The organism is Variovorax paradoxus (assembly GCF_009498455.1).
GTDB classification, from domain to species: domain Bacteria; phylum Pseudomonadota; class Gammaproteobacteria; order Burkholderiales; family Burkholderiaceae_C; genus Variovorax; species Variovorax paradoxus_H.
The window spans coordinates 1,853,921-1,868,808 of the sequence record NZ_CP045644.1; the positions used below are offsets into that span (position 1 = coordinate 1,853,921).

The 14,888-nt window shown below is 66.6% G+C and carries 11 protein-coding genes; 9 read left to right on the plus strand and 2 right to left on the minus strand.

Going from position 1 to position 14,888, the window contains the following annotated elements; genetic code table 11:
* Positions 1-3: 3 nt before the first annotated feature.
* Both tssK and tssJ read right to left on the minus strand, forming a co-directional pair.
* Complete coding sequence (gene tssK, locus GFK26_RS08390; protein ID WP_153281596.1) at positions 4-1,350, minus strand: type VI secretion system baseplate subunit TssK; 1,347 nt, start codon at positions 1,348-1,350, stop codon at positions 4-6.
* Positions 1,351-1,429: 79 nt separating this feature from the next.
* Positions 1,430-2,050 (minus strand): type VI secretion system lipoprotein TssJ, encoded by a 621-nt coding sequence (gene tssJ / locus GFK26_RS08395; protein ID WP_153281597.1) that lies wholly within the window; start codon positions 2,048-2,050, stop codon positions 1,430-1,432.
* A gap of 217 nt (positions 2,051-2,267) precedes the next feature.
* Between tssJ and GFK26_RS08400 the strand changes: the two genes are divergently transcribed.
* The 9 genes from GFK26_RS08400 to GFK26_RS08440 all read left to right on the plus strand — a co-directional run bounded on the left by GFK26_RS08400 (position 2,268) and on the right by GFK26_RS08440 (position 14,864).
* Positions 2,268-2,930, plus strand: coding sequence for a tetratricopeptide repeat protein (locus GFK26_RS08400; RefSeq protein WP_228121948.1), 663 nt, complete (start codon positions 2,268-2,270; stop codon positions 2,928-2,930).
* A 121-nt stretch (positions 2,931-3,051) separates the two neighbouring features.
* Entirely contained in the window at positions 3,052-3,567 is a 516-nt protein-coding gene (gene tssB / locus GFK26_RS08405) for a type VI secretion system contractile sheath small subunit (RefSeq protein WP_153281598.1), read from the plus strand.
* Positions 3,568-3,569: 2 nt separating this feature from the next.
* Positions 3,570-5,060 (plus strand): type VI secretion system contractile sheath large subunit, encoded by a 1,491-nt coding sequence (tssC, locus tag GFK26_RS08410; protein ID WP_153281599.1) that lies wholly within the window; start codon positions 3,570-3,572, stop codon positions 5,058-5,060.
* Between the two features lie 81 nt (positions 5,061-5,141).
* On the plus strand, positions 5,142-5,654 hold the full coding sequence (locus GFK26_RS08415) for an Hcp family type VI secretion system effector (protein ID WP_153281600.1): 513 nt from the start codon (positions 5,142-5,144) through the stop codon (positions 5,652-5,654).
* A gap of 111 nt (positions 5,655-5,765) precedes the next feature.
* Positions 5,766-6,257: a type VI secretion system baseplate subunit TssE gene (gene tssE, locus GFK26_RS08420; protein WP_153281601.1), complete on the plus strand. Its 492-nt coding sequence runs from the start codon at positions 5,766-5,768 to the stop codon at positions 6,255-6,257.
* Between the two features lie 29 nt (positions 6,258-6,286).
* On the plus strand, positions 6,287-8,137 hold the full coding sequence (tssF, locus tag GFK26_RS08425; RefSeq protein ID WP_153281602.1) for a type VI secretion system baseplate subunit TssF: 1,851 nt from the start codon (positions 6,287-6,289) through the stop codon (positions 8,135-8,137).
* Complete coding sequence (gene tssG, locus GFK26_RS08430; RefSeq protein WP_153281603.1) at positions 8,101-9,222, plus strand: type VI secretion system baseplate subunit TssG; 1,122 nt, start codon at positions 8,101-8,103, stop codon at positions 9,220-9,222. Before tssF ends, tssG begins: the two co-directional genes overlap by 37 nt.
* 40 nt (positions 9,223-9,262) lie before the next feature.
* Positions 9,263-11,986, plus strand: coding sequence for a type VI secretion system ATPase TssH (gene tssH, locus GFK26_RS08435; protein WP_153281604.1), 2,724 nt, complete (start codon positions 9,263-9,265; stop codon positions 11,984-11,986).
* Positions 11,987-12,023: 37 nt separating this feature from the next.
* Positions 12,024-14,864, plus strand: coding sequence for a type VI secretion system Vgr family protein (locus GFK26_RS08440; protein WP_153281605.1), 2,841 nt, complete (start codon positions 12,024-12,026; stop codon positions 14,862-14,864).
* Positions 14,865-14,888: the final 24 nt, after the last annotated feature.

Genomic DNA, 14,888 nt, shown 5'->3' on the forward strand with positions numbered 1-14,888 from the left:
GGATCAGCCGGTCACGGCGATCAGTTCGAGTTGCATGTCGGGGATGCCGGCCGGCGCGTAGATGGTGACGCTCTGCGCCTGCAGCATGCGGTCGTACAGCTGGCTCTTGCTGTCGATGGAAAAGTAGCAGGCGCCCGCGCGGATCGGAATGGCCGGCGGCACCTGCGGCGCGTAGACGATGCGCACGCCCGGCATGGCCGAGAGCACGAGCTTGTCGACGTCTTCGGGCGCGCCGATCTTGAAGCGCTGCGGCACCACCTCGGCCAGCTCGGCGGCCGGCATGCTGGCGGTGACCGACATGTAGAACACGGTCTTCTCGTCGATCTTTCCGGAGTCGAGGCGACCCAGGTAGAAGGCGTTGCGCGTCTCGGTGAGCGCGATGGCGAAGTAGCGCGTGGAGATGACGGTGTCGAGCAGGTCGCGCACGATGCGGTCGAGCTCGGCGAAGGCCGGGCCCGGCTTCTCGTGGTCGTACACCGGCAGGTCGTTCAGCGAGTAGGTCTTTGCAAACGTCATCAGCGCGCCGGCCAGGCTCAGCAGTTCCTGGAACAGCCGCTCCGGGTGCAGCGACGGGTGATGGAACAGGTGCGAGAGCGACGCGAAGGCCGAGTTGGCCGTGTGCAGCAGCCAGAACGAGGCGATGTCGCCCGAGCGGAACTCGATGATGTTCTTGCTCGGTTCACGGTGAATGCCGTACAGCGAATTGACCTTGGCCTGCAGCACGTCGAGCAGGCGGCGCAGCTGCTGGAACACGGTGGGCGAGGCGTCGATGCTCGTGCACGGCGGCACGAAGCTGCGGTCGATCTCGAAGCCGCCCGCGGCGGTGCGGCGGATGCGGATCACAGGGATCGACACGAACTGCTCGCGCGGCTCGGTGTCGGCCAGCAGCTTCACGCTCTTGCGCAGGAACACCACCTCGGCGCTCACGGCATTGGTGTACAGGTCGAGCGACTGCGTCGCGTCGCTCGTGTAGCGCGCGGCAAAGCCTTCTTCGTTGGGGTCGGTGTAGTTCTTGCCGAGCTCCTTCACCGGGTGCAGCACCAGGTAGAAGGTGATCTCGTTCTGGCCCGGGCTCAGCGTGTCGAGCGAGATCGGCGGAGGCAGCGCGTCGGCCTGCGGCGCCGCATAGGGTTCGCCGTCGGGGAACACCAGCGACAGCTGCGAAGCGCGCAGCATGCCGCTGGCCAGCGCATCGAGGTCGAAGCTGATGGAGCGCACGCCCCAGAAGTACGGATGCAGCGCCTGCGCCGTGGCGCGCAGGCGCGCCTCGTGGTACGCGTCTTGGCGCTGAAAGTGCTGGGGGCGTAGAAACAAGCCCTCTCCCCAGAGGACCTTGGCTGCATAGCTCACGTCGGATCAACTCCCCTCGATTTTTTTGGAATGTATCGCATCGTCATGTCGACTTGAACAGGCCCGCCGTCGCTGCAGATCAGGCGGGCGAGGGCCGGCAGGTGACCGGCCCCAACAGGTTGAGTGCGCCCGTGGGGGCCGCGCCTTGTGCGTTCTGCTGGCCCACCACCGCGCCTGTCGTGACGGTGAGCGCGCAGGCATGCGCGCCCATCACGATGCCGGTTTTCTCGGCGTCGGCGGCGTTGAAGGCGAAGCGCCAGCGCTGGGCATCGGGCGAGTGGAACAGCACCACCACGGCCACCGCGTTGGCGGTGCGCGGAACCATCTCGGTCCAGGTGTATTGCTGGTCGGGAATGAGCGTGATCTCGCGGCTCTCCACGAGGTCGTCGCCCAGCTGCGTCTTGTCGCGTCCCGGCGCGACGAAGGCATCGAACGACGACTGGTAGAAGCCCGTCGTTTCCTTCAGCTTGTAGATGCGCATCACCACGGACAGCGGGCGGTTGCGGCCGTCGGCGTTGAGGTTCTTGCCCGCCGCGATCGACATCGTCACCTTGCGCGGCGGCTTCTGCGACTCGGGCAGCTCGGGTTTCTTCAGTCCGCTCGCCTCGAGCGCGATGTTGGCGATCGTGAGCGCCGGCGAACTGCACCCGCCGAGCATCAACGCGGCCAGCAGCGCGCCAGATGTAATTAATATTTTCATTAAAAGCGAGTCGTAACAATATTGTGATGGACCAAATAGGATTAACCGATTTCGAAAATGACTTTCGATTAGGAAATTAGCATTAATCCGCTCCCGTCATTTGCCATCCACGCGGCTGTAGTATCGTGTATTGTTATTGTCAACGGTCGCAATTTAATGAATGATTGCGGCCAGCTAAAAAGTCAGATCAGGGGGGAATGTGTCGATTCGAAAAATCATGTCTCGCACGATGATTGCCGGTGCCATTGCGAGCACCGTCTTTTTGTCGGCCTGTACCACCACGCCGGACGCGGCCGTTGCCCAGGCCACCGCGGCCTACAACAAGAGCCTGGCCGACGTCGATGCCGCCGCGGCAGCCGCCACCGGCGACAAGGCGCCCGTCATCCGCCAGTACCAGCAGCTCGCCACCGACAACCCGACCCGCGGTGAGCCGTGGTCGCGCATCGCGCAGATCTACTTCAACGAAGGTCGCTACAGCCTGGCCATCTCGGCCGCCGAAGAGTCGCTGCGCCGCGATCCGTCCAGCCGCCAGGCCAAGAGCATCACCGCCGTGGGCGGCCTGCGCCTTGCGGCCCGCTCCATCGAGGACCTGGGCAAGGACAGCAGCCTGAGCGGCGACGCCAACGCCGACGCCTACCGGCTGGCCGCCCTGCTGCGCGAAACCCTGGGCCTGTCGGTGCTGGTGCCCGCCGGCCCGGAAGCCCGGCCGACGCCCACGCGCCGCGCCGCCGCATCCAACCCGGCGCCTTCGCCGTCGTCCGCCGCGCCGACCCCGGTCGCTGCCGCACGGCCGGCCCCGGTCGCGGCGCCGCGTCCGGCACCTGCCGCGCCCGCCCCGCGCGCCGGCGGCGGTGGCAATCCATTTGACGCCCTCAAGTAATTATTTTGTTTTTGAAATTGGTTTTTAAACCAATGTATTAACGAATGGGCGTGCGGTTTAGGAATAGGCCGTACAACTTTTTAATTCGTTTCTCAGTCCTATTGCGAAGGTATCGAAACTTATGGCGACCAAAAGACAGAGCGTGCAGAAGCGGCTTCAAAAAGTGCGCCCGCCGCGCGTGCAACTCACGTACGACGTGGAACTCGGTGACGCCATCGAGAAAAAGGAATTGCCTTTCGTCGTCGGCGTGATCGCCGACCTGGCGGGCCAGTCCGAGGTGGAGCAGCCCAAGCTCAAGGACCGCAAGTTCGTCAGCATCGACCGCGACAACATGGACGACGTCATGAAGGGCGTGGCCCCGCGTGCCGCCTTCCAGGTGCCGAACAAGCTCGACGGGCGCGGCGGCAGCTTCGGCGTCGACCTCACCTTCAACTCGATGGACGCCTTCTCGCCCGAAGCCGTCGTCGACCAGATCGAGCCGCTCAAGCGCCTGCTCGACGCGCGCACCAAGCTGGCCGACCTGCGCAACAAGATGGCCGGCAACAGCAAGCTCGAAGACCTGCTGGCCGACGTGCTGAACAACACCGAGCAACTCCAGCGCCTGGGACAGGGCGTCGGCAAGAAGGACGAAAGCTGAACATGACCGCGCAAGCACTATCGGCATCGAGCGGTGCCGCTTCGTCTGAGGCCTCCGTCGACCTGCTCGACCAGATCGTCGAGAAGAGCAAGGTCGCCAAGTCCGACGTGGAACACACGCGCACCAAGGACCTGATCGGCGAACTCGTCAGCCAGGTCCTCGAAGGCTCGGTGATCGTCTCGGACAACGTGTCGGCCATGATCGACGCCCGCGTGGCCGACCTCGACGCGCTCATCTCCGCGCAGCTCAGCGCCGTGATGCACGCGCCCGAGTTCCAGAAGCTCGAGAGCACCTGGCGCGGCCTGGAGTACCTGGTCAAGGAAACGCCGACCGGCACGATGCTCAAGATCAAGGTCATCAACGCCACCAAGCGCGACCTGATCCGCGACTTCAAGGCCGCCGTCGAGTTCGACCAGAGCGCGATGTTCAAGAAGGTCTACGAAGAAGAGTTCGGCACCTTCGGCGGTGCGCCGTTCGGCGCGCTGGTGGGCGACTTCGACGTCACGCGCCAGCCCGAAGACATGTACTTCCTGGACCAGATGGCGCACGTGGCGGCTGCCGCCCACGCGCCCTTCATCGGCGCCGCCTCGCCCGAGCTGCTGGGCCTGGAGAGCTTCTCCGACCTGGGCAAGCCGCGCGACATGGCCAAGGTGTTCGACACCGTCGAATACGCCAAGTGGAAGTCGTTCCGCGATTCGGAAGACTCGCGCTACGTCGGCCTCACGCTGCCGCGCTTCCTCGGCCGACTGCCCTACCACCCGCGTGACGGCACAGTCGTCGACAGCTTCAACTTCGTCGAAGACGTCGACGGCACCGACCACGCCAAGTATCTCTGGTGCAACGCCGCCTGGGCCTTCGCCACGCGCCTGACGGCCGCGTTCGACGACTTCGGCTGGTGCGCGGCCATCCGCGGTGTCGAAGGCGGCGGCCTGGTCGAAGACCTGCCCACGCACACCTTCAAGACCGACGAAGGCGAGATCGCGCTCAAGTGCCCGACCGAAATCGCCATCACCGACCGGCGCGAAAAAGAGCTCAGCGACCTGGGCTTCATTCCGCTCGTGCACTGCAAGAACTCCGACTACGCGGCGTTCTTCGGCGCGCAGTCGCTGCAGAAGGCCAAGAAGTACAACACCGACAGCGCCAACGCCAATGCCGTGCTGTCGGCGCAGCTGCAGTACATCTTCTCGGTGTCGCGGATCGCGCACTACCTCAAGGCCATGATGCGCGACAAGATCGGCAGCTTTGCCTCGGCGCACAACGTCGAACAGTTCCTGAACCGCTGGATCGCGCAGTACGTGCTGCTCGACGACAACGCGACGCAGGAACAGAAAGCCCAATTCCCGCTGCGCGAAGCCGCCATCCAGGTCGGCGAAGTGCCCGGGCGGCCCGGCGTGTACCGCGCGGTCGCGTTCCTGCGCCCGCATTTCCAGCTGGATGAACTGTCTATTTCACTGCGCTTGGTCGCCGATCTGCCGAAGTCAGTGAATAAGTAAGGAGGCAGATCGGGGCGCACGGCCTGAAGGCTGTGCTTCAACACGTTAACTGTCAGTAATCAATCAAGAAGGGGAAGAAACATGAAAGATATCTACGTCAAATTCGGCAGCCCGGCCATCAACGGCGAGTCGCAGGACAAGGACCACAAGGACTGGATCGAAGTCAGCTCGTGGCAGCACAGCATCGTGCAACCGCGCTCGGCCACCGCGTCGACCGCCGGCGGCCACACCGCCGAGCGTTGCGAGCACGGCGAGATGGTCTTCACGAAGGACATGGACGTCGTCAGCCCGCTGCTGTACCAGCACGCGTCGGGCGGCACCACCTTCGACGAAGTCACGGTGCAGTTCTACCGTGCCGACGGCGAAGGCAAGCGCGTGCAGTACATGGAGATCAAGCTCAAGTACGTGCTGATCGCCAGCGTGAACCCGAAGGTCGTGAGCACCGACGTGGCCAGCGTGCCGAGCGAGACCTTCTCGCTGAAGTACGCCGCCGTGCAGTGGAAGTACACGCAGCAGAAGATCGGCGGCAACCAGGGCGGCAACTCGCAAGGCGCCTGGAGCCTCACGAAGAACGACAAGACCTACTCGGTCTGACGTAAGTCGGGCAACGTGGACCGCGGCGCAGGCCGCGGTTTCTTTTTGGCACCGCGCCCTGCGCGGCGCCTTGCGTGCCCGCTGTTTGACGCGAGAGACAGGGAGTGACCCATGACAGGATTCGAACCGGGCCTGCTCGACAAGCTGTTCGATGACGACTGGCGCGGTCCGGCTTCGCCGGTGCTGCGCCATTTGTCGCTTGACGAGGTCAAGAACGTGGTCGCACGCGACCTTGAGTCCCTGCTCAACACGCGCATGGTCTTCGACGACGCCAAGCTCGAGGCCTACCCCGAGTGCCGGCGTTCCGTCATGACCTACGGCCTGAGCGATTTCTCGGGCCTGAGCCTCGCGAGCCACTACGACCGTTCGTTCATCTGCCGCTCGCTGGAGCAGGCCATTGCCCGCCACGAGTCGCGCCTGCGCGATGTCTCGGTGTCGCTCGAGGTCGACGGCCAGGCCAGCACCCACATGCTTTATTTCGGAATCACCGCCCTGCTCGTGCTGCCCGAGCTGTCCGAGCCGGTGAATTTCGACGCCATGCTGCAGCCCACGACGCTGCAGTACTCCATCACCCGCGGCACCGGCAAGAGCCGGTACGCCTAGCGCCGCGATCCGCGCCCACGACCCACACCATGGACGAGTTGCTGCCCTTCTACGAACGCGAGCTGGCCTTCCTGCGCGGCTACTCGCAGGAGTTCGCCAAGGGCTACCCGAAGATCGCGGCGCGCCTGGCCATCTCGGCCGACGCGAGCGAAGACCCGCACGTCGAACGCATGATCCAGTCGTTCGCGCTGCTCACGGCCCGCATCAGCAAGAAGCTCGACGACGACTACCCCGAGCTCACCGAAGCGCTGCTCGAGGTGATGTACCCGCACTACCTGCGGCCCTTTCCGTCGTGCTCCATTGCGCAGTTCGATGCCGGCGGCGCGGCGCTCGCCAAGCTCAGCAAGCCCATCACCATCGCGCGCGGCACCGAGCTCACCTCGCAGCCGGTGCGCGGCGGCGCCTGCCGTTTTCGCAGCGTGTACGACGTCACGCTGGCGGCAGTGCAGGTGTCGAACGTGGTCTACCACTCGGTGGTCAACGCGCCCGCGCAGGCCTCGCTGCCGCGCAACGCCACGGGCTGCCTGTCGGTCACGCTCGAGGCCACCGGCGAGCAGAAGTCGCTCGGCACCCTGGCACTCACGCTGGCGCGCCTGCGCACCTTCATCGACGCCGAGCCCTCGCTGGCCACGGCGCTGGCCGATGCCATCTTTTTGAAGACGGCCGCAGTCTTCGTCGAGCCCGAGCGCAGCGGCAAGTGGACGCTGGTGCAGGGCGAGGCGCTGCATCCCGTCGGCTTCGACGAGGCCGATGCGCTCATCGAACTGCCGGCGCGCTCGCACCCGGCCTACCGCCTGCTCAGCGAATACTTCGCGTTCCCCGAGAAGTTCAACTTCGTCGACATCGACCTGGCGAACGCGCTGCGCCACATCGGCTCCTGCCGCTCGATCACGCTGCACCTGGTGATGACCGACGTGCGCGCCGACTCGCCCACGGCGCGGCTGCTCGAAGGCGTGTCGAGCCGCAACCTGCGGCTGGGCTGCACGCCCGTCATCAACCTCTTCAAGCAGCGCAGCGACCCCATTCGTGTCACGCACGCCGCCGCCGCGTACCCGGTGGTGGCCGATGCGCGCCGCGCCTTCGGTTTCGAGGTCTACAGCATCGACGCGGTCAAGCTCGTGAAGCAGACCGCCGAGGGCGACGCCTACATCGAGTTCCGGCCCTTCTACTCGCTGCACCACGGCGAGCACCCGAAGGAGGCCGAGCACCACTGGTTTGCGCGGCGCAACGAACTCGTGGCGCAGCGCAGCCCGGGCTACGAGACCGAGCTCTCGATCGTCGACATCGACTTCCAGCCCTCGCTGCCGCAGACCGAAACGCTGAGCATCGACCTCACCTGCACCAACCGCGACCTGCCGCATTCGCTGGCCTTCGGCCTGCCCGGCGGCGACCTGTTCATTGAAGGCAACTCGGTGGCGCGCTCGATCCGCATGCTGCGCCGCCCGACGCAGACGCTGCGCATGCCGCGCGGCAAGGGCGTGCAGTGGCGGCTGGTGTCGCACCTGTCGCTCAACCATTTGTCGTTGGCCACCAGCGGGCTGCCGGCGTTGAAGGAAATGCTGCGGCTGTATGACCTGGGCCGCTCGGCCGTGTCGGCGCGGCAGATCGAGGCCATCACCGCGATCGAGCAGCAGGCCACCACGCAGTGGTTGCCCGGCAAGCCCTTCGCGACCTTCGTGCGCGGCATCGAGCTCAGGCTCACGGTCGACGAGACCGGCTTCGTGGGCAGCAGCCTGCAGGCCTTCGCCCGCGTGATGGACCATTTCTTCGGTCTCTATGTGCACCTGAACAGCTTCACCCAACTGGTGATCGTTTCGGCGCGCGACAAGGAGGAGCTGGTGCGATGCAAGCCCCGCAGCGGCGAATCGATCCTCCTGTAGCCGAAAGGCTGCTGCGCGAACCCTACCGCTTCGAGTTTTTCCAGGCGGTGCGGTTGATCGAGCTCATGCTGCTCAAGCGGCAGGAGCGCGATGTGCACCAGCGCCTGGTGCCCGGCGAGCGCATGGTGCCGCGCTGGGTGCGCTTTCGCAGCTCCACGAGCCTGAACTTTCCGCCCAGCGAGATCGAGGCGCTGGCGGTGCGCGACGCCGTGGGCGAGCTGATGTCGGGTGCGCAGCTGTGCGAGCCGCCACTGCCGCATGAGGACGAGCACGGCCTGAGCCGCATCGAACTCACGCCCGCGTCGTTCGGCATGCTGGGTGTGTCGGGCGCCTTGCCCATCGTCTACACCGAGATGCTGATGCGCCGCGAGCAGCATCTGCGCGACAGCTCGGCGCGCGCCTTTCTCGACGTGTTCAGCAACCGCGCCGCCGCGCTCTTCTATGCGGCCTGGCGCAAGTACCGCCTGCCGCTGCACTACGAGCACGAGCGCAGCCGCGCCTACCTGCCGGTGCTGCTGTCGATGGCCGGGCTGGAGCACACGGCCCAGCGCGATCCGCTGACCGACGGCACGGGCACCGTGTTCGACGAGACCGTGGCCGGCTATGCGGCTGCCGTGCGCCACCGGCCGATGTCGGCGGCGTACCTGCAGCGCGTGCTGTCCGATTACTTTCGCAGCCACATCCGCATCGAGCAGTTCCTCGGCAAGTGGTACGACATGCCTGTGCAGCAGCGTTCCAAGCTGGGCGAAGGCAACGTGAGCCTGGGCCAGAACGCGATGGCGGGCGAACGCATCTGGCAGCGCGACCTGCGCATCCGCCTGTGGATCGGCCCGCTCAAGCGCAGCGCGCTGCGCGAGTTCTTTCCGGGCCGCGCACATGCGAAGGCGCTCGAAAAAATGCTGGCACTGCTCGCCGGCGTGACCTGCGAATACGAAGTGCGCCTGATCCTGGCGCGCGAAGAAGTGGCCGCCGTGCAGCTCAGCGACAGCGGCGGCAGCCACCTCGGCTGGGACAGCTTCATCACCACCTGCGACGCCGAGAGCGACCGCAGCGACACGCAGTACGAGCTTCAGCCCCTGCAGTGACCTTTCAACGAACACGACCGACAGAAGAACACCACCGCTCATGAGCACCTCGCTGAAGACACTGATCACCAAGCTCAACGCCAGCGCCCGCATGGCCACGCAGCGCGCCGCCAACCTGTGCCTGGCCCACGGCCACTACGAGGTCGACCTGGAGCACCTGTTCCTGGCGCTGCTCGAGCAGACCGACAACGACCTCGCGCGCGTGCTGCACGCCAACCGCATCAGCGCCAGCGCGATCCAGTCCGACCTGGAGCGCGAGATCCAGACCTTCAAGAACGGCAACACGCGCACGCCGGTGTTCTCGCAGCACCTGCAGCAGCTGTTCCAGCAGGCATGGCTGCTGGCCTCGCTCGATGCGCACGCGGCGCAGATCCGCTCGGGCCACCTGCTGCTCGCGCTGCTCACGCAGCCCGACTTGGCACAACTCGCGCAGCGCGGCTCGCCGCTGTTCGCCAAGATCCGCCTCGAAGACCTGAAACACGACTTCGACAAGCTCACCGACGGGTCGAGCGAAGCGGCGGAAGCCGGCGCCTCGGGCGTGGCCGCCGAAGGCGACGCACAGCAAGCGCCGGCCGACCCGCTGGCCGCGGGCGTGCCCGGCAAGACGCCCGCGCTCGACCAGTTCACCACCAACCTCACGCAGCGCGCGCGCGACGGCGCGCTCGACCCCGTCATCGGCCGCGACACCGAGATCCGCCAGGTCATCGACATCCTGATGCGCCGTCGCCAGAACAACCCCATCCTCACGGGCGAGGCCGGCGTCGGCAAGACGGCGGTGGTCGAAGGGCTGGCGCTGCGCATCGCCGCGCAGGACGTGCCCGAGTCGCTGCGCGCCGTGGCGCTGCACACGCTCGACATGGGCCTCTTGCAGGCCGGCGCGAGCGTGAAGGGCGAGTTCGAAAACCGCCTGAAGAACGTGATCGCCGAAGTGAAGAAGAGCCCGCACCCGATCGTGCTGTTCATCGACGAGGCCCACACCATGATCGGCGCGGGCGGCCAGGCCGGGCAGAGCGACGCGGCCAACCTGCTCAAGCCCGCGCTGGCACGCGGCGAACTGCGCACCATCGCCGCCACCACCTGGGGCGAGTACAAGAAATACTTCGAGAAGGACGCGGCGCTCGCGAGGCGCTTCCAGGTCGTGAAGGTCGAAGAGCCCAGCGAGACGCTGGCCGCCGCGATGCTGCGCGGCATGGTGCCGTTGATGGAGAAGCACTTCAACATCCGCGTGCTCGACGAAGCCATCACCGAGGCCGTGCGCCTGTCGCACCGCTACATCAGCGGGCGGCAACTGCCCGACAAGGCGGTGAGCGTGCTCGACACCGCGTGCGCCAAAGTGGCGCTGGGGCAGAGCGCGACGCCGGCGCTGATCGAGGAAGCGAACCGCGGCCTCGAACGCATCGAGGCCGAGAGCGCCGCACTGGTGCGCGACACCGCGGCCGGCGGGCGCCATGAGGCGCGCCTCGCCGAGCTGGCAGAGCAGAAGGCTGAACTGCAGGTCGAACTCGCCGCGAGCCAGCAACGCCTGGCCGAAGAGAACGCGCTGGTCGAACGCATCCGCGCACTGCGTGCACAACGCGACGAATCGGCCGCGCAGCCTGAGGCCGCACCCGCAGTGGCAGAGAAGGCACCGGCCCGCGCCGCCAGCCGCAAGAAAGCCGCAGCCGCCGCAGACCCCGCGCGCGACCAGCTCGATGCCCTGCTCGCCGAACTGCACGCACTGCAAGGCACCACGCCAATGGTGCCGCTGCAAGTCGACGGCCACGTCGTCGCCGAGATCGTCTCCGCCTGGACCGGCGTGCCGCTCGGCCGCATGGTCAAGGACGAGATCAAGACCGTGCGCGCCCTCGATACGTTGCTCGCCGAGCGCGTCATCGGCCAGGACCACGCGCTCGCCGCCGTGGCCCAGCGCGTGCGCACCGCGAGCGCGCGCCTGGAAGACCCCAACAAGCCACGCGGCGTGTTCATGTTCGTCGGCCCCTCGGGCGTCGGCAAGACCGAGACCGCGCTCGCGCTGGCCGACATCCTCTACGGCGGCGAGAAGAAGCTCATCACCATCAACATGAGCGAGTACCAGGAGGCGCACAGCGTGTCGGGCCTGAAGGGTTCGCCGCCCGGCTACGTGGGCTATGGCGAAGGCGGCGTGCTCACCGAGGCCGTGCGTCGCCAGCCCTACAGCGTGGTGCTGCTCGACGAGGTCGAGAAGGCGCACCCCGACGTGCTCGAGATGTTCTTCCAGGTGTTCGACAAGGGCATGATGGACGACGCCGAGGGCCGCGAGATCGACTTCCGCAACACGCTGATCATCCTCACGTCGAACATCGGTTCGTCGCAGATCATGCAGGCCTGCCTCAACAAGGCCGATGAAGAACGCCCCGCGCCCGACGCGCTGGCCGACGCGCTGCGCCCCGTGCTCATGAAGGTCTTCAAGCCGGCCTTTCTGGGGCGCATGAAGGTGGCGCCGTTCTATCCGATCACCGATGCGGTGCTGGAGCAGATCATCGCGCTCAAGCTCGGGCGCATCCGCGACCGCATCGCGACCAACCACAAGGCCGTGTTCGAGTGGGACGACGCGCTGGTCGAGGCCGTGCTCGCGCGCTGCACCGAGGTCGACTCGGGTGCACGCAACGTCGACCACATCCTCAACGGCACCCTGCTACCCGAGATTGCCGAGGCCGTGCTCACGCGCATGGCTGACGAGACGCCGCTCGCGAAGATCAAGGCCAGCTGCGGCAAAGGCGGCGAGTTCCGCTACCGGATCACCTAGGCGCAGCACGGCGCGTGCCCACGGGAGAACCATAACAATGACGACGAACTTCACATCGGCCTCACTCGGCGGGCTCATGCGCGCGGGCACCACGCAGCGCGAGCGCCTGCTGGTGCTGCACACGCCGCTGGGCGAGAACAAGCTGCTGGCCGAGCGCCTGGACGGCATCGAAAGCATCGATGACGGCGGCTTTCGCTTCGAACTCACCGCGCTGAGCGACGACGCCCACATCGAACTCAAGACCCTCATCGGCCAGGGCGTGCGCCTGGACCTGCAGACCGCGCAAAGCCGCACCGAACTGCGCCCCTTCCACGGCCATGTGAGCGAGGCCGAGTGCGTGTCGAGCAACGGCGGCATGGCGCGCTACCGGCTCGTCATCGAACCGTGGATGGCCTTCCTGAGGTATCGGCAGGACAGTTGCCTGTTCCAGCACCAGAGCGTGTTCGACATCGTCGATGCCGTGTTCGGGCGCTACCAGAGCCAGGGCCAGCTCGTGCCGCAGTGGCGCTGGGAGATCGCGCAGCGCGACATCTACCCTGTGCGCGGCATCACCACCCAGTACCAGGAGAGCGACTTCGACTTCGTCGCGCGCCTGCTGGCCGAAGAAGGCCTGTACTACTGGTTCGAACACGCCACCGGCAAAGACGGCGCCCTGGGCAACCACACGCTCGTCATCGCCGACCACGCCGGCGCCTTCCGTGCCAACCCGCAAGCCACCATCCGCTTCCACCGCGCCGATGCCAGCGAGCGCGAAGACACCATCCAGCAGTGGCGCGGCCACCGTCAGCTGCAGACCAACAGCCTCGCGCAGCACAGCTGGGACTACAAGAGCGTGAGCGCGCGCCCCGTGCAACAGCAAAGCCGCGCCGCGGGCCAGCGCACCTTGCACTGGAGCGACGACCCCGGCGCCTACGGCTGGGAGACCAGTGCACAAGGTGAGCGCCTGCTGGCCAACGCGCTGCAGGCACTGGAGCTGCGCAACAAGCGCTTCGAAGGCCGCAGCGCCGTGCGCACCCTGGCACCCGCCACCACCTTCACCCTGAGCGGCCACGAGCAGCACGACAAGGACAGCGAGCAGGACCGCCGCTTCGCCGTGCTCGCCGTGCGCCACATCGCACGCAACAACTTCGACGAAGACCTGAAGACCGGCATCGGCGAGCGACTGGGCCTGCCCGACATCGCCACCGAGCTCGATGCAAAGGTCGACAGCGGCAACGCCGATGCAAAAGCAGACGCCGTCACCCACTACCGCAACGAATTCACCACCGTGCGCGCGGCCATCCCTTATCGGCCGCTGAGCCTGGACGGCCATGGCCAGCGCATCCACCCCAAGCCCAGCGTGCACGGCAGCCAGAGCGCCATCGTCATCGGCGTGGGTGGCACCGATGCCCCGGTCCACACCGACCGCGACCACCGCATCAAAGTGCAATTCCACTGGCAGCGCGGCAGTGCGTCCAGCGCACGCCAGTCGCGCACCGACGGCCAGGACAACGCCCCCGCCGCCGACCGCCTCGGCGCCTGGGTGCGCGTGGCCGCCAGCGCCGCCGGCGACAACTGGGGCCAGATGAGCCTGCCACGCGTGGGCCAGGAAGTGCTGGTGGAGTTCCATCACGGCGACATCGACCGCCCCGTCGTCGTCGCCGCGCTGTACAACGGCGCCGGCCAGGTCGACGCCCAGCACAACCAGAAGTCAGCAGGCGCCGCCCAGTCCACCGGCAACGCGCCCGCGTGGTTCGCCGGCGAAGGCAAGGGCGCCAAGGAGCATGCGCACAACGCCGTCTTCAGCGGCATCAAGACCCAGGAGCTCAGCGCCAGCCAGAGCGGCGACGGGGGCTACAACCAGCTCGTCTTCGACGACACCCCGGGCCAGGGCAGCACCAGCCTGGCCACCACGCAAGCCAGCAGCCGCCTGCACCTGGGCCACCACAAGCAGCAGGACGACAACGCACGCGGCAAGGGTCGCGGTCACGGCGCCGAGCTGGCCACCACCGCGCAAGGCGCCATCCGTGCAGGCGCGGGGCTGCTCGTGAGCGCCTATGCGCAGCCGAACGCCAAGGGCGCGTTCATGGCGAGTCGCGAAGCGCAGCAGCAGACGAAGCAGGCCGAAGAACTTGCCACGTCGCTCGCGCAGAGTGCGCAGACGCAGAAGGCGCAGATCAAGGGTGAAGGTGCTCCTGGTGATCTGCCGGCCATCGCTGCGCTGAAGCACGTGGCTGAAGTGCTGGAGGCGAAGCAGGAAGGCGGCGCTGCCGGATCGAACAACGGATCAAGCGGCAGCGACATCAAGGCCACAGAAGGCGGCCACGGCAGCGTCACTGCGTACAGCGAGCCGCACCTGCAGTTCAGCGCGCCGATGGGCATCGGCTTTGTCACGCCCAAGGAAGTGATCGCCGTGAGCGGCCAGCACACCGCCATCGTCGCGAGCCAGGACATCGACCTTCCCGCGCAAGGGCAGATCGCGGTAAGCGTGGCCAAGGGGGTGAGCCTGTACACCGTGGGCGCGAAGGCCGGAGAAGGCAGCGAACCGAACCAGGAGCGCGGCATTGCACTGCATGCGGCCAGTGGCAAGGTGAGCCTGCAGAGTCAGACCGGCGCCACCAAGATCGCAGGCGATAAGAAAGTGACGATCTCCAGCACGGCGAAGGACGTCGATGTCGAAGCACCCAAGCACGTGCTGCTGACCAGCGCGGGGGCGTACATCAAGATGGAAGGCTCGAGCATCAAGATCCATGCGCCGGGGAAGGTGACGTTCAGGGGGATGCATAACTTTGTGGGGCCGCAAGGGGACACCAGTAGCAACAGCGTGGGTCAAGGTGAGTTGCAAGGGTGCCCCTTCAAGCTCGCGAGTGCCGGGGCAGCTGGCGTCAGTGCGATATGACGGGGCGGCCTTCGTCTGGCGTTG

What these genes read in the sequence shown, in the direction of transcription:
- tssJ (WP_153281597.1), bottom strand. Translation starts at nt 2,050, where the DNA reads ATGAAAATATTAATTACATCTGGCGCGCTGCTGGCCGCGTTGATGCTC.
- GFK26_RS08400 (WP_228121948.1), top strand. Translation starts at nt 2,268, where the DNA reads ATGTCTCGCACGATGATTGCCGGTGCCATTGCGAGCACCGTCTTTTTG.
- tssB (WP_153281598.1), top strand. Translation starts at nt 3,052, where the DNA reads ATGGCGACCAAAAGACAGAGCGTGCAGAAGCGGCTTCAAAAAGTGCGC.
- tssC (WP_153281599.1), top strand. Translation starts at nt 3,570, where the DNA reads ATGACCGCGCAAGCACTATCGGCATCGAGCGGTGCCGCTTCGTCTGAG.
- GFK26_RS08415 (WP_153281600.1), top strand. Translation starts at nt 5,142, where the DNA reads ATGAAAGATATCTACGTCAAATTCGGCAGCCCGGCCATCAACGGCGAG.
- tssE (WP_153281601.1), top strand. Translation starts at nt 5,766, where the DNA reads ATGACAGGATTCGAACCGGGCCTGCTCGACAAGCTGTTCGATGACGAC.
- tssF (WP_153281602.1), top strand. Translation starts at nt 6,287, where the DNA reads ATGGACGAGTTGCTGCCCTTCTACGAACGCGAGCTGGCCTTCCTGCGC.
- tssG (WP_153281603.1), top strand. Translation starts at nt 8,101, where the DNA reads ATGCAAGCCCCGCAGCGGCGAATCGATCCTCCTGTAGCCGAAAGGCTG.
- tssH (WP_153281604.1), top strand. Translation starts at nt 9,263, where the DNA reads ATGAGCACCTCGCTGAAGACACTGATCACCAAGCTCAACGCCAGCGCC.
- GFK26_RS08440 (WP_153281605.1), top strand. Translation starts at nt 12,024, where the DNA reads ATGACGACGAACTTCACATCGGCCTCACTCGGCGGGCTCATGCGCGCG.